Here is a 14,540-nt window from a genome sequence, read left to right on the forward strand (position 1 = left end):
AGTTTGTCGCCCAAATCTTGTGTCTTTAAGCAAGCTCTAGTATAAGAAGCTATCCGCCTTACGGACTACTATCAAAGAGCCTATCCTATAAGTGCTCTACAATAACAACCATAAGCAATATGGAATTAAAATATAATTATGAAACCATCTAACGATACTAGCTTTTTCGGCCATCCAGGGGGCCTAAGAACGCTATTCTTTACAGAAATGTGGGAGCGCATGAGTTACTACGGTATGCGCGCGCTACTTGTTCTTTTCATGACCGCGAGCTTACAAACGCAGGGTTTGGGCTTTACCGTTGCAACCGCTGGCGCAATCTACGGCCTATACACAGGTGCGGTATATTTCCTAGGTTTACCGGGCGGGTGGTTAGCGGACCGCTTAATCGGTGGTAAAAACGCCGTATGGTATGGCGGTATTATCATCTTCGCAGGCCACGTGGTACTTGCCATAGACTTGCAAAACCTTTTCTTCGTGGGCCTTATCCTCGTTGCTTCGGGTACTGGCTTACTAAAACCTAATATTTCTGCGATGGTTGGCCAGCAATATGGCGACGACGATGGCCGTCGCGACAGTGGTTATGCGCTGTATTACATGGGCATTAACATCGGTTCACTCATCGCCTACCTAGTTACCGGTTATTTACAGGAAAACTGGGGCTGGCACTATGCATTTGGTGCAGCTGCTATCGGTATGGCAATCGGCCTAATTCAATATTACTTCAGCAACCGTTCGTTATCTGCTGATTCTGTTGCTCCTGCAAACCCATATCAAGGTGCGGCTAAACGGCGCGCATGGATGGGCGTATGGGCAGTGATTGCACTTGCTGTTGTGGTAATTGTGCTTGCACACATGGGCACTATCGTTATTGAGCCAGTTGCCCTTGCTCAACAAGTTGCCATCGTATTTACCGCAATCTTCTTCCTTTACTTCGGGTTCATTTATTTCAAAGGCCAGCTAAGCGACAATGAGAAAAAGCGCATGTGGGCGCTGTTTTTAGTGTGTGTTGCTTCAGCGTGTTTCTGGTCTGGTTTCGAACAAGCTGGCTCTTCACTCAACTTATTCGCTCAGAACTACACCGACCGCGTACTTGAAAGCGGCTCGCTACTTACCTCTTGGTTTGGGATGGACGCTATCCCAACGGTATGGTTTCAGCTTTCAAACTCGCTATTTATAATCATCTTGTCGCCTTTCTTCGCTGCCCTTTGGATTAACCTTGCTAAGAGAATGATTGACCCGTCGTACACGATTAAGTGTGCCGTAGGTATCGTTATTATGGCGTCGGGCTTCTTGGTAATGTTTATGGCGTCTCAATATGCTGCACAAGGCCTTAAAGTTGCGCCTATGTGGTTGGTTACTACCTACTTCTTACACACTGTTGGTGAGCTGTGCCTAAGCCCAGTTGCACTAAGTGCAGTAAGTAAGCTATCGCCTAAGCGTTTCGCAGGGCAAATGATGGGGGTATTCGTACTGACTTACTCTATTGGTAACATCATTGCTGGCTTACTTTCAGGTAACTTCGACCCAGAAAACGTAGAGCAAATGCCAGACCTGTATCTTCAGATTGCCCTATTTAGCATCGCCATTGCCATCGTGATTGGTTTAATGAGCTTTAAATCTCGTTTCTGGGAAAAAGCAGGTATTGAACAAAAAGCGTAATTTATTGTTAGCATGTTTTAAGTGCTGACCAATTACCCTACAATAACCGCCGCAACGTAACGTTCCGGCGGTTTTTTATTAAGGGCATTTGCATAAACCTATGAAGTTTTATTTTTCTACCAGAGACATTCCTGCCTTAAAAGGTCTTCCACTGACAGAGCGCGTTAAGTTGCTTGATCAGGCCGCAAAGGGGCTATCTGTCCCTGAGAAGACTTTACTGAATGTGCTAAAGTTACTCGTCATTGTCCCCGTATTCGCATTTATTCTTCAAACCGCGTCAAATTGGACCTCATTACTGTGGGCTTTTGTGGTATTTTTAATTTATCCATTGGTTGTAAAACCTATTCAATATTCCATCTGCGCTAAATACATTGCGCAACCGTCTAGCAAGGAGAATGCATGAAGACCATCTTAGTCACTGGTGGTGCGGGCTATATAGGTAGTCACACAGTTTTACAGTTACTTGAACAAAACTACGGTGTTGTAGTATTGGATAACCTTGCAAACGCAAGTGCTGAATCACTTCGTCGCGTAGAAGCATTAACAGGCAAGTCGGTTACTTTTGTTCAAGGTGACATTCGCGATACCGCCGTGTTAGACGACATATTCAGCGAGCATAACATTTATGCCGTTATTCACTTTGCCGGTTTAAAAGCCGTCGGCGAGTCTGTGCAAAAGCCACTTTCATACTATGAAAACAACGTGTACGGCACGCTAACGCTATGTAAAGCTATGCAGAAGCACAATGTAAAGAATATTGTGTTTAGCTCATCTGCAACGGTTTACGGCGATCCTGCATCACTACCACTACGCGAAGATATGGCCACAGGGCAACCGACCAATCCTTACGGTATGTCGAAGCTTATGGTTGAGCATATGCTTAGCGATCTTTACGTATCGGACAACGAGTGGAACATTGTATTGCTTCGCTACTTCAATCCCGTTGGCGCACACGAATCTGGCCAGATCGGTGAAGATCCGAACGGTATTCCGAACAACTTAATGCCTTATATCTCTCAGGTTGCTACCGGTAAGCTAGAGCAGCTAAGCGTGTTCGGTGACGACTACGATACCGTTGATGGCACAGGCGTTCGCGACTATATCCATGTTGTTGACCTTGCCAATGGTCACTTGAAAGCACTTGATCGTTTAAACCTTAACATGGGCTTAGACAAATACAATCTGGGTACAGGTCAGGGCTATTCAGTCATCGAAATGATCAAAGCTTTCGAAAAAGGCTCGGGTAAAACCGTATCTTATAAGATTGCACCGCGTAGAAGCGGCGATGTGGCAGCCTGTTATGCCGACCCAACAAAAGCGGCTTCAGAGCTTAACTGGCATGCAGAAAAAGGCTTGGAAGACATGTGTGCCGACACATGGAACTGGCAGTCGCAAAACCCAATGGGCTATCCAAAGGACTAGTTTTGCATTTGAACGCTGCCGATAGGTCTGTTCAACTTTCCAGAACTAAAAAGCCATGCTGTTGAGCATGGCGTTTTTTATGCGGCGCATATATAGCTAGAGTGACGTTGAAGTTGAGGTTAGATAACAATAACTAAACCCTGCTCCGAACTTTATCCAACATCGTTTTAATTATTACTCTTGCTCTATTTGCCGTCTTTCGACTTGGCGTCTTTTTCTTTTAGCTTTGCTTTCTCACTGTCATCAACTGACGAATCTTCTGAACCTGTCGACTCATCAACACCTTCTTCCGACGTTTCTTCATAGCTATCAAAGTCATTGCCTTCCAACATCGCTTCAAAATCAGCAAAGTCATCTAGCTGCTCATCATCAATGGCTTTATCGCCGCTTTTACCGTCAGTAACGCGAAATTCTAGATTCTCAAAATAAGCATTTTTAACGAACGCATAGTCATCAACAGACTGCTCAAGCTGCGCTTCTTGGTCAAGTAATTGGGCTCTTGTTTCAAGTACCGAAATACCAATACGCGCTAAGTTTACAGACCCTTCGAGTAACGACATTGGAAACGCAAAACCGTCAACATAATCACCGGTGAAGCTTCGCGGATCGCTTGGGCCTAAAAAGGGCAACATTAAGAAAGGACCTGTATCTAAACCCCACACGGCCAGTGTCTCGCCAAACTGCTCACGCTTGCGCTCAATACCAATTTTTGACGCGACATCAAAAGTGCCAACTAATCCTACTGTGGTGTTAATTAAAAAACGAGCCAGGCTATCTAAGCCATCATCAACCTTGCCTTGAAACATATTATTCAAAAAGTTCGCAGGTTCTTGTAGGTTGTCCGTGATGTTCACCAAACCAGTTCGCGCAGGCTGAGGCATTACCGTCACGTAGGTAACCGTTATTGGGCGTAAGATGTAGGCATCCAACACATCCCAGTTAAAATCCCAGATTTCACGGTTAACTGGCTCGAACGGGTCACGGGGGTCTGAAGTATCCACTACAGCCTGGTTCGACCCAGCGTCTTGAGAATACGCTTGAGCCTGATCTTGCGTATGGTTACTCGCACAGCCACCTAAAAGACTTGCGGCAATAATCAACCCGGTTGCGAGTGATTTAGACAGTTCCATACTTATAATTCCTTATCAATAATAACGCTTAGTGAAGATATTTCGTTGGCAGTAACGCTTGCACTCACACTACCTTGCCATTCGCCTTTTGAAACTGCCACATTACCATCTTTAGATAGTCTTGCGGTAACCATCACATCAGAAAGCGTGGCCAACGTGAATTGTGGCATCATTGCGTTCTCTGTGGTTAGAGTAACGGAAACAGGGAAGTCTTCTATCGGCAGTTTAACCACAGCAGCAGGCATTTTGTTGTCAGAGTTCGCATCTTGAGCGAACACTACCAAGAAACCGTCTTTAGGCGCTTCTGTGCTAGCGTCGTCAGATAAATTCACCGTAATATTAAAGCCAGTTTGTGCTTCGCTTCTATCACTTTGAGCTTCGCTACTAGTATTTTTCGCTTCACTACTGGCATTTTGCGCTGTTGATGTATCAGTAATTTCAGCGGCTGTATTTTGTAGCGTTGCCATTTCACTGGTATTCCCTTGTAGCTCTTTTATACGCGCAACTAAACGCTGCGCCATGTCGCTATCTGCTGGTAACTTACCTTCAACTTGCTTATAAAAACGCTGAGTATTTTCAAGGTCGCCAAGTTGAGCAGAGACCACCGCCATCATCAGCGCAAGATTATCATTCGCTGGATTGTCGTTAAGCAAGCCTAATAAGATAGATTGCGCACGTTCTAAGTTGTTTACATCCCCTGTGGTCATCAAAGCTTGGGCAAGCGTAATGCGATTAGCAGAGTTAGATGGCGCCAAACTCACCGCTTTATCAATAGCTTCAATGGCCTGTACTTCTCGACCAATACTCAGCATCAATCTGCCAAAATACATCCATCCTGTGTCGTCTTCGGGCTCTTCTCTCAAACGCTGGCGTATAGCAAGAGCAAGGCTAGCAATGTCTTGTTGGGTCAGGTTGTTCGCATTACCGCTGGCAAGCTGTTGACTCAATTCGGGCAACGCTTCAATGGCTTGGCTTGCCTGGGTAACACGACCCATTTGGTTTACCTGCGCATATACAATCACTCCGCAGGCTATCGCAAGCACGGCGCCAATCGCGAGCGGAAGTTTTGCATTACCCGTTTTATGAGATTGAAATGCGCTTTCATCTACCAGCGCTAGTTTTAGTTCGTCAACGGCTTGTCGTTTGTCATGCTCACTAATGAGCCCTTCTTGCACTTCACGATCAAGTTCGGCAAGGCGCTGCTTAACAATTTGCGTATTGCTTAAACTGTCTTGTTTTGCGTGATTTTTATTACGCAGCCATGGGAAAGCGACAATTAGTAAAACAAGCGTAATTAAGCCTGAAACAATGATATAAAACTCAGACCAACTCATTCTTTCTCTCGCTCCAACATTTCATCTGCTTTAGCTAACTTAGCTGCCATATCTTCTGGTGGTGCTACCGATTTGCGGCGAATCACCACAATTAGGGCAATAAAAATAAACAAAACAGGGCCAGCCCAAAGCCACAAGGTCGCAGCTGTAACTGGCGGTTGATAATGCACAAAATCGCCATAGCGTGACTTCATAAAATCAATCACTTCTTGCTCTGTTTTGCCTTGCTTTAGTAACGCGTACACTTTTCGGCGCATGTCATGGGCAATCATGGCGTCGCTATCAGCAATATTCTGGTTTTGACACATAGGACATCGTAATTCTGCGGTAAGCTTTAAAAAGCTTTCACGCTGAGCCGGCGTGTCGAAAGAAAACTTATCTTCAGCCGCACTTACTGAAAAAGCGCTAAGCACAAACAGCAGTGCGAAAACGTTGAGCGCAATGGCTCTAGCGTTTGCGAATCTGTGGATAGAGGTAGTTAATAACATAATCATTTCCCTCCCTGTGCACTTGCGGAGCTCTGATTATTCTTTTCATTAAGCGTGTTCGACAATGTAGGCTCTGAGGCCATCACTGCATCTACATCTACCTTTTTGCCATTGCCTGTTTTGCCAGATGCTTCTGCCACCAACTTGTTATATAGCGGGCCAACTTTGGAGTTCCAAACACGCTCGTTAATATCGCCTATGTGGTGCATACGAATAATGCCTTCAGCGTCGATAACAAAGTGCTCAGGCGCCCCTGTTACTCCAAGGTCGAGCGACGTATCGCGATAGACATCAAAAATATTATACGCGTAAGGGTTACCGTAACGGCTGAGCATGTCGGTAACTTCTTGCTGAACACGGCTCAGTGTTTTTGTGCCAAAGTCTGGGTCTAAGTCCTGATCAAAATACAAACCCACAATGTGAACGTTTTGTTCGTTCTTTAGCTGAGTTAGGTACGGCATCTCAACAGCGCAGGTCACGCACCATACACCCCATACATTTAATATGGTTACCTTGCCTTTTAAATCTTCAGGTGTATAGGTAATGTCTGGCTTCATCAGGTCTGGCAGAGAGAATGCAGGTAAAGTCTTATCCTGAACCTGAGAATCTAACTCTCTGGGGTCAGAAAAAAGCCCTTTAAACAGAAAGATGACCAGCAAAGAAAACAACACTAACGGAATAGCAACAAGTGGTGCTTTTTTCATTATGCGCCTCCTTTCACTGACGCATTTGATGGAGTGGATACTTGACCATGAGATTGCTCAGCGTCGTTCTCACTTTTACCACCAAATACACGTTTGATCTTTTTAACTTTAGCCATACGGTAACGTTTGTCGCTAATAGAGAAGATACCGCCTATAGCCATAACCACTGCGCCCGCCCATAGCCAGATCACAAATGGCTTAATATAAATACGGATGGCCCATGCGCCATTGTCTAAAGGCTCGCCCATAGCGATAAATAAATCTCTTATAGGATTTGAGTGAATAGCGGCTTCAGTCATCGGCATACGCTGTACGATATACAAACGCTTTTCTGGCTCTAGATGCGCGATCAATTCACCGTCTTGATAAACGTCGAATACGCCTTTGTCCGCCTCAAAGTTCGGACCTTGAACTTTGACGACATCTCTAAAGCTAAAGTCATAACCGCCAAGAGAAACGGTATCGCCGATGTCCATGCGAACATCCCGCTCCATTTCGTAGTTTGAAACAAGGGTAATACCGATAATGCAGATAGCAAAACCCACATGGCCCAGCACCATTCCCCAGTGACTTGGCGTAAGCTTGCGAAGTTTAACTAGCACCGATACATTATCACTGTTACCTGATGGCATAGCCGATAAGCGCTGCATCACCTCTTGCACCGTAGTGACTAGGATCCAAAACACTAACACCATACCTAAAACGCCCATATAGGTTGGTTCATCATAGGCAAAGTTCACTAACACGCCTGCACTTAGCGCAATACCGCCAGCGATTATTAGCTGTTTTTGTAATTCACTGGCTTTTTGCTGTTTCCACCGCGTAAGCGGGCCAAGACCTAGCATTAGTACGAATGGCACAATCAATAAGGTGAACATTTGATTGAAGAACGGAGCACCTACCGAAATACTGCCTAGACCTAACTCTTTGTGTACAAGTGGCAGTAGAGTACCCAATAATACAACCAGTGTTGCTGCACACAAAAAGACGTTATTACCCATTAACAACACTTCACGGGAAAACGCTTGATAGCGGCCTGGGCTTTTAAGTGAAGCTGCTCGCATAGCGTAAAGCAGCAAGCCAAAGCCACTAAGTACAATCAAGATTCCCAGTATAAATAAGCCTCGGGTAGGATCGCTTGCAAACGAGTGTACCGAAACAATCACTCCAGAACGTACTAAGAAGGTGCCAAGTAAACTCAAACTAAATGCGGCAATAGCAAGCAGTACGGTCCACGACTTAAACGCCTTTCGCTTTTCGGTTACGGCTAGCGAGTGCATTAGCGCAGTACCGACCAACCAAGGCATGAAAGAGGCGTTTTCTACTGGATCCCAGAACCACCAGCCACCCCAGCCAAGTTCGTAATACGCCCACCAGCTACCTAGCGCAATGCCCACGGTGAGAAACGCCCAGGCAGAAATGACCCAAGGCCTTGACCAGCGTGCCCAGGTTGAGTCTAGCTGCCCTGAAATTAGTGCTGAAATTGCAAAAGCAAACGCGACAGAAAAGCCAACATAACCCATGTAAAGCATAGGCGGGTGAATGATCATGCCAAAATCTTGCAGCAGCGGATTAAGATCTCGCCCATCGACCGGGAAAAATGGCAGCATGCTGTTAAACGGGTTTGAGGTAAGCAGCATGAATAAGTAAAAACCGATGCCCACCATTCCCAATACCGACAGCACCCGTGCGACCATAGCAAGAGGAATACCCTTGCTGAATATCGCCACTGCTACTGTCCATATGGAAAGCATCAACACCCACAGCAGAAATGAGCCTTCGTGGCCGCCCCACACAGCGGTAATTTTATAATAAATGGGAAGTCGACTATTTGAGTGCTGTGCAACATAGGCCACACTAAAGTCGTCGGTAACGAAGGCATAGGTTAAGCATACATAGGCAATAAGCGTGAAGGTAAATAAGCCAATCGCCAACGGCTTGGCCGTTGCCATTAACGCTTCGTGCTGACGGTGAGCCCCCCAAAGCGGATAAACAGCCAATAATATAGAGAGCACTAGCGCAAGCGTCAGCGCAATATTTCCAATTTCGGGCACCATTATTTACTTGCCTCCGCTGCCGGTAGTCGACTCGTAGGATGGCATATTTTCAGGTTTAACGTGCTTAATGCCCTTCATTTTTTCAGCTAGCTCAGGCGGCATGTATTCTTCATCGTGCTTAGCCAGCACTTCCTGCGCTTTAATGTTGCTCGCGCCAGTGAGTACACCCGTCGCTACAATGCCCTGACCTTCGCGGAATAAATCAGGAAGGATGCCGGTGTAAGTCACAGTCACCGTTGGGCCGGTATCGATAAGGTCAAAGCTCACCGCTAAGCTTTCTTGATCCCTTTTCACACTACCAGGTACCACCATACCGCCTATACGAAGACGCTGGCCAACCTGCGGTTTCTGTCCGTTTTTACCTTCAATAATTTCGCTTGGCGTATAAAAAAGATCAATACTGTCGTTAAGCGCGTAAAGCATCAGTCCAATTGCACTTACTATTAAAAAACCGATAATTCCCACTACGGCTAGTCGCTGCTTTCGTCTCGGGTTCATGCAACTCTCACTTCGAAAAAACTAATAAACGATAAAAACGCAAATGAATGCTAAGTTCACTTTTCACATTAACACTTAGGTGTTGTCTTGCTGTTGCTGTCGCGCTTTTTTAATACGCGCTTTGCGTTCTTTTTCCACCACTACCTGCTTCAAAAGGTCGCGATGTTTACTAAAACTCTGAATAGCGATAATGCCCATTGCTAAGAAGGTAACGCCAAACGAAAGCCATACATAAAATGCATAGCCTCCCATATTTAAAAAATCGGCAAAGGATTCAAACTGCATCTTAACTGCCCTCTTTTAAATTACCGTTAGGTGAGCCGCTGGTCTGTTTCGACACATTATCTAATGCCAAGGCTTGCACCCAAGGTCTGTGCATTTCTCTAAGCACAATCTCATTACGTAATCGTACCGTGGTCACAGCCCCAATAAAAAAAGCGAAGCCCAGCAGGTTAATTAACAACGGCCACAGCATTTCAGGGGCAATTGAAGGGTTGTCGAATTTACTAATGGTCGCGCCTTGATGTAACGTGTTCCACCATTCTACCGAGTAGTGAATAATAGGAATATTTACTACGCCCACCAGCGCCATCACGCCTGCGGCTTTACCCGCCTGCTGTTTATCTTCAAAAGCACCGTAAAGAGCAATCACGCCCATGTACAAGAAAAGCAGAATAAGCTCTGAAGTTAGGCGTGCATCCCACACCCACCAAGCGCCCCACATTGGTTTACCCCAAGCGGCGCCGGTGAACAGAGCAATAAACGTCATTACTGCGCCGATAGGCGCCATAGCAATCATGCTCATATAAGCGGTGCGCCACTGCCAAACCATACCCACCAAGGCCGCAATCGCCATGGCCACATAGGTGCCCATAGACAAAATGGCGCTAGGTACATGGATATAGATGATTCTAAATGAATCGCCCTGCTGATAATCTTGAGGCGCAAAGGCCAGCCCCCACACGGAGCCTACGCTTAAACACGCTAGAGCGCCAACCCAAAACCAAGGCTGTAAAGTTAAACAAAGCTGATAGGCTCGCTCTGTTTTTGCGTAGGGGTGTAACCACTTCCACATTAGTTTTGACTCACTTTTAAAGAATATGCGATGGCAAACGGTGCCAATGCCGCAGCCAATAAAAGCATGGCGGCAATAATAGCAAGTTGCGCATGATAAGGTAATTGCAGTGCGGCAGAATCCACAGCCGACGTGGCAAATATCAGTAACGGAATAAAGACAGGGATAAGTAGCAGTGCCAACAGCACTCCACCTTTTTGCAATCCAACGGTAAGCCCTACTGCAATGGCACCAATTAAGGAAAGTAACGGCGTCCCCAATATCAAGGTTAAGACAAGGGCGATATACATATCGACCGTTAAATTCAAAAACATGGCTAGTAGCGGAGACAACAGCAATAATGGTACAAAGCTAACCAGCCAATGTGCAGCCACTTTTACCGCACTCACCGCTGGTAATGGCATACCAGATAACATGTACTGCTCTAGCGACCCGTCTTGAAAGTCATCGCGAAAAAGCCTTTCCATCGCCATGAGCGATGACAAAATTGCCGCAATCCATATTACCCCTGGTCCAATGCGTTGAAGGGTGTCGGGAGACGGACTAACGCCTAAGGGAAATAAGGTCACCACCATCAGCAAAAACATCAGAGGTTGCACTAATTCTGCTTTTTGCTTGAACGCAACCTGCATGTCGCGCTTAAAAATTCCTTGGTAAAGTGACATTAAAAGCGGTACTCCAAATCGAATACACGGTGTTCCCCTGCAGTTTCTGATAGGTGTTGATGCGAAGTAGTAATGATGAGACCGCCGCGACCAACGTGCTCTTTCATACTTTTTTCAAGCATGTGAACCCCTTTTACATCAAGCGCTGTAAACGGTTCGTCCAGTATCCACACCTTTGCTGGCTTTAGCCACAGTCTCGATAGCGCCACACGACGCTGTTGACCGGCCGATAAATACCTTACGGGCACATCTTCAAGTCCAACTAATCCCACTTTCTCTAATACATCAAAAAGCGTGTTAACAGGCACCGATACATTATGTTGAGCTAGCCAGAACGATAGATTGTCTAGGGCAGAGAGACTGCCGTTAGTTCCGCTTTTATGGCCAAGATAAAAAAGGTCTTGGTAATAACCTGTCTTGTCCGCTGAAATGTCCATGCCGTTGTACAATACTGCACCTGAATCAGCTGAACTCAGCCCTGTTAAAATGCGCAGCAAGCTGGTTTTCCCTGCACCGTTAGGACCGCGTAAATACAGCAACTCACCGGGTTCGACAACCAGTGAAAGCCCTTCAAAAAGGGTTCTGTCTCGTTTGCTGCAGGTTAATTCGCGCGCCTCTAACACTACCTGGCTACTCCAACCTTAAAAAGAGGTTCTAAAAAATGGCGCTAGTCTACCACATGAACGCTTTTTCGCAGTCGCGAATTCCAATTAAATATGATTTACTTCAATGACAAAGGCATTTTTCCTGAGAGCCATCCGTCGTGAGTAAGTGCTATCCCTCCGCCTAAAGGATGAATTCTTTTGCTTCATCTTATCAACTGGTTAATAACGAAACTGCCAAACAGAGCTTTGCTATACTCAAATAAGTAAGGAAAAGCGCGACATTGCCGATATCTCAATTATGACAACACCACTATCATCTCTATTGGCAGCCGCTCTAAATCAAACAACTGGCCCTACGTCGCCTGTCTCGGCCGCTTTATCGTCTACAGATGCCGCTACTCAAGGAGCGAGTCGAGGAGCAACGCCTGTGATTGCCAACGCTGCGCTTTCGCAGGCTACCGCTTTAGACAATGCGGCGAAAGTGATAGTTGAACGCTTGCCTGAACGAGTACTATCGATAACGATGACATCGAGTAATGCATCGTCAAATTTAGCGCCGTCGGTCGCCCAAGTATTGCACGTTGTCTTACCCGCAGAAGTTAGCGCTAAACTCTCCAAACACGCTATTCATAATGCGCAAATTGCTCTTCTGCCCCAAACTTCAGACCAGGTTTCAAACCCAGAAACGAAAAGTGTTCAAAATGCTCCTCAGAGTCAGTTAAGCGCTCAGTCTGCAATACTCCTTTCTACAAGTTTGTCTCAACAAGGCGCGTCATTGTCAGCGCCCGATAAAGCTGAATTACTGAAAGCCGTGGCACAAGCTCTGGCTGCAAATAACGCCGCCGTTACGCTTAAAGGCCAGCTTTCTATTTCTACAAAAAGTGAAAACTTTGGGCAACTCTTGCTCACTACGGCTAAAAACGAGGTTGTTCCCCTTACGGACATAAACACTGAAAAGCTGGATAGCACGGCTAAAGCAGCGCTTCAAAAGCTGGTTGGTCAGCAGGTCGTTATCGGGCTAAGCCGAGCTAGCAACGGTGGAATCGCGCTGCAAATCTCTCAAGGTTTGTCCAACGAAAATGCTGCACCAAGAGCCAACCACGACAATCTCGCCGCTATAACCCATAAAAATGTAAGTACCAACTTACAGCAACAGCTTATTTCCAGCGCTCTTAAGCAAGGCGGCGTTGCTGTTGAGCATAATTTGAGTAACCCGCCACAACTTAACGCGCTGTTACAAAGTTCAGGTGCAGACACCAGCGCGTTAAAAGTGCTTTCAGCGTTAACCTTAACGGGTAGCAAACTCTCAATTCGTACTGCGCAACAAAGCGCGTTATTACAAATAAGTTTACCGCAGAGCACGGCCCCTTCCCTTTCGGCTCCAACTTTGAATCTGGAGCAGGTAAATAAACTTGACCTGGCACAATTACCAAAGGTGACGGCGAAAGGGCTCGATGCCGTCACGGGAAATAGCTCGCTCGAAGCCTCTTCATCCATTACAAACCTAAAAGCAGCGGCTCCCACATCGCTTAAAGGAACGGATGTACACAACGCAATTAGTACACTTTCTCGGGTATTATTGAGCCAAACAGGCAGTACCAGCCAAGCATTAAGCCAACTCGTTGCTATTGTTGAGAATGGAAAGTTACCGCCAGGCAGCGGCGCTCCTCAAGCACATGGAGCCCAGCATTTTGATAAAATTTTGCAGCACCTAAAAGGTCTTGATGCACTCAACGCGAAACCTTCGCAAGTCAAAATATCTAATGGAGCGTTTATCGGCCCGCCTAAGCCTTCCAGTGAACAACTGTTAGCAACGGCAAAAGTGTCTCTGACTGACGGAAAAGATATCATGTCACCCGAGACTATTGGCACGCAAGGAAAAGACAGTGGAAGTAAGCCTTCTCTTGTGTCATTTGCCTCTCTCGCACAAGCATTAAGCACACAGGCCAAAGGTTTATCGAATAGCTTACTGAGTAATATTGCTGCGCAACTAGCAGCTACGCAAAGTAAAGGCGCAGAGATATCATCTGTGGTTTCAGATAGTCCCACCAGCCTAACCAGCTCAAAAACAAACGAAAGCGTAGCTGGCGAGAACGTAGGCGCTGTCGGCGATTTAAAAAACGGCGCGAAAAAACTAACGCCCGATATGAACGAGCAAGGATTGTCGCAACGCTTGCAGCAGCTTATATCCTCACAGGCGCTGGTTACCACACCAATAAACTTATCCTCACCCGTAAACGCTTCCAGCTTCGTTCAAGGGCTGGTCGCCTTAGTTCAATTAGCACTAGCGGGGCGTGCCATGCAGCGTCAGCCTGGCTTAAAAACGCAAATAGATGCGCCTGACTCTATCGTTTCAAAAACGTTAGCGAATATGGGGGTAACGACTCAACCAAGTCGCGTTAGCCAAGACATGAACCAGTTAGACGGCAGACAACAGCTGCTTTCTCAACTTAAAACGCTGCTAAGTAGCCACCAGCAAAACAAAATTGCTAATGTAGATAGCCGTATTCAAGGGCAAGATAGTTTCTATTATATATTGCCATCACTTTCACAACATCAAAGTCCACCAGAACTCTTGATAAAACGAGAGCTGGGTGGCCAAGACAATAAGCACGCACAAGCAGGCCAACGTTCTCTTTGGAATATCACGATGAAGCTGGACATTGGTGACAGCGGACAAGTGTTGGCAAAATCAAAAATTGATAAAAGCACCATTACGTTAGACTTATATGCATCCAACGATGAAGTACTTAGGCGCATTGGCGATACCCTACCCTATTTGCAAAAACGTCTTACTTCGCTCGGCCTGGTTATTGAAAACACCAGTTACCAGCGAGGCCACATTCCGGACACATTAAATTCGCGTCCTCATCAAATCTTTGAAACTAGGGTTTAGGTAAAGC

The 14,540-nt window shown here is 46.1% G+C and carries 14 protein-coding genes; 4 read left to right on the plus strand and 10 right to left on the minus strand.

The features are described from left to right. The first annotated feature begins 138 nt into the window (after positions 1-138). The 3 genes from KUL49_RS00275 to galE all read left to right on the plus strand — a co-directional run bounded on the left by KUL49_RS00275 (position 139) and on the right by galE (position 3,081). Positions 139-1,659, plus strand: a complete 1,521-nt coding sequence (locus tag KUL49_RS00275; protein ID WP_131135920.1) for a peptide MFS transporter — start codon at positions 139-141, stop codon at positions 1,657-1,659. A gap of 100 nt (positions 1,660-1,759) precedes the next feature. After that, positions 1,760-2,062 (plus strand): DUF6170 family protein, encoded by a 303-nt coding sequence (locus KUL49_RS00280; RefSeq protein ID WP_131135921.1) that lies wholly within the window; start codon positions 1,760-1,762, stop codon positions 2,060-2,062. Then, complete coding sequence (gene galE, locus KUL49_RS00285; protein WP_131135922.1) at positions 2,059-3,081, plus strand: UDP-glucose 4-epimerase GalE; 1,023 nt, start codon at positions 2,059-2,061, stop codon at positions 3,079-3,081. The genes KUL49_RS00280 and galE overlap by 4 nt, the downstream gene beginning before the upstream one ends. Before the next feature lie 185 nt (positions 3,082-3,266). On the opposite strand, the gene KUL49_RS00290 is transcribed toward galE, so the two are convergent. From KUL49_RS00290 to ccmA, 10 genes are all read right to left on the minus strand, one after another. Beyond that, positions 3,267-4,211 (minus strand): VacJ family lipoprotein, encoded by a 945-nt coding sequence (locus KUL49_RS00290; RefSeq protein WP_131135923.1) that lies wholly within the window; start codon positions 4,209-4,211, stop codon positions 3,267-3,269. Between the two features lie 2 nt (positions 4,212-4,213). Next, positions 4,214-5,545: a c-type cytochrome biogenesis protein CcmI gene (gene ccmI, locus KUL49_RS00295; RefSeq protein WP_131135924.1), complete on the minus strand. Its 1,332-nt coding sequence runs from the start codon at positions 5,543-5,545 to the stop codon at positions 4,214-4,216. Then, positions 5,542-6,039, minus strand: a complete 498-nt coding sequence (locus tag KUL49_RS00300; RefSeq protein WP_131135925.1) for a cytochrome c-type biogenesis protein — start codon at positions 6,037-6,039, stop codon at positions 5,542-5,544. Before KUL49_RS00300 ends, ccmI begins: the two co-directional genes overlap by 4 nt. Continuing rightward, positions 6,036-6,737 carry a redoxin family protein gene (locus KUL49_RS00305; protein ID WP_131135926.1) on the minus strand — a complete coding sequence of 234 codons (702 nt, stop codon included), beginning with the start codon at positions 6,735-6,737 and terminating at the stop codon, positions 6,036-6,038. The genes KUL49_RS00300 and KUL49_RS00305 overlap by 4 nt, the downstream gene beginning before the upstream one ends. Next, positions 6,737-8,794, minus strand: a complete 2,058-nt coding sequence (locus KUL49_RS00310) for a heme lyase CcmF/NrfE family subunit (protein WP_131135927.1) — start codon at positions 8,792-8,794, stop codon at positions 6,737-6,739. The genes KUL49_RS00305 and KUL49_RS00310 overlap by 1 nt, the downstream gene beginning before the upstream one ends. Positions 8,795-8,797: 3 nt before the next feature. Then, positions 8,798-9,292, minus strand: coding sequence for a cytochrome c maturation protein CcmE (gene ccmE, locus KUL49_RS00315; protein ID WP_039223316.1), 495 nt, complete (start codon positions 9,290-9,292; stop codon positions 8,798-8,800). A gap of 75 nt (positions 9,293-9,367) precedes the next feature. Then, on the minus strand, positions 9,368-9,577 hold the full coding sequence (gene ccmD / locus KUL49_RS00320) for a heme exporter protein CcmD (protein ID WP_014975830.1): 210 nt from the start codon (positions 9,575-9,577) through the stop codon (positions 9,368-9,370). A 1-nt stretch (position 9,578) separates the two neighbouring features. Then, entirely contained in the window at positions 9,579-10,367 is a 789-nt protein-coding gene (locus KUL49_RS00325) for a heme ABC transporter permease (protein WP_131135928.1), read from the minus strand. After that, positions 10,367-11,032 carry a heme exporter protein CcmB gene (ccmB, locus tag KUL49_RS00330; protein ID WP_014948512.1) on the minus strand — a complete coding sequence of 222 codons (666 nt, stop codon included), beginning with the start codon at positions 11,030-11,032 and terminating at the stop codon, positions 10,367-10,369. Before ccmB ends, KUL49_RS00325 begins: the two co-directional genes overlap by 1 nt. Then, positions 11,032-11,655, minus strand: a complete 624-nt coding sequence (gene ccmA / locus KUL49_RS00335) for a cytochrome c biogenesis heme-transporting ATPase CcmA (protein ID WP_131135929.1) — start codon at positions 11,653-11,655, stop codon at positions 11,032-11,034. Before ccmA ends, ccmB begins: the two co-directional genes overlap by 1 nt. 280 nt (positions 11,656-11,935) lie before the next feature. Here ccmA and KUL49_RS00340 point away from each other — a divergent pair, with 280 nt between their 5' ends. After that, positions 11,936-14,533, plus strand: coding sequence for a flagellar hook-length control protein FliK (locus KUL49_RS00340; protein ID WP_181412758.1), 2,598 nt, complete (start codon positions 11,936-11,938; stop codon positions 14,531-14,533). The last annotated feature ends 7 nt before the right edge of the window (positions 14,534-14,540 follow it).

Source organism: Alteromonas sp. KUL17 (assembly GCF_006538305.1).
GTDB classification, from domain to species: domain Bacteria; phylum Pseudomonadota; class Gammaproteobacteria; order Enterobacterales; family Alteromonadaceae; genus Alteromonas; species Alteromonas macleodii.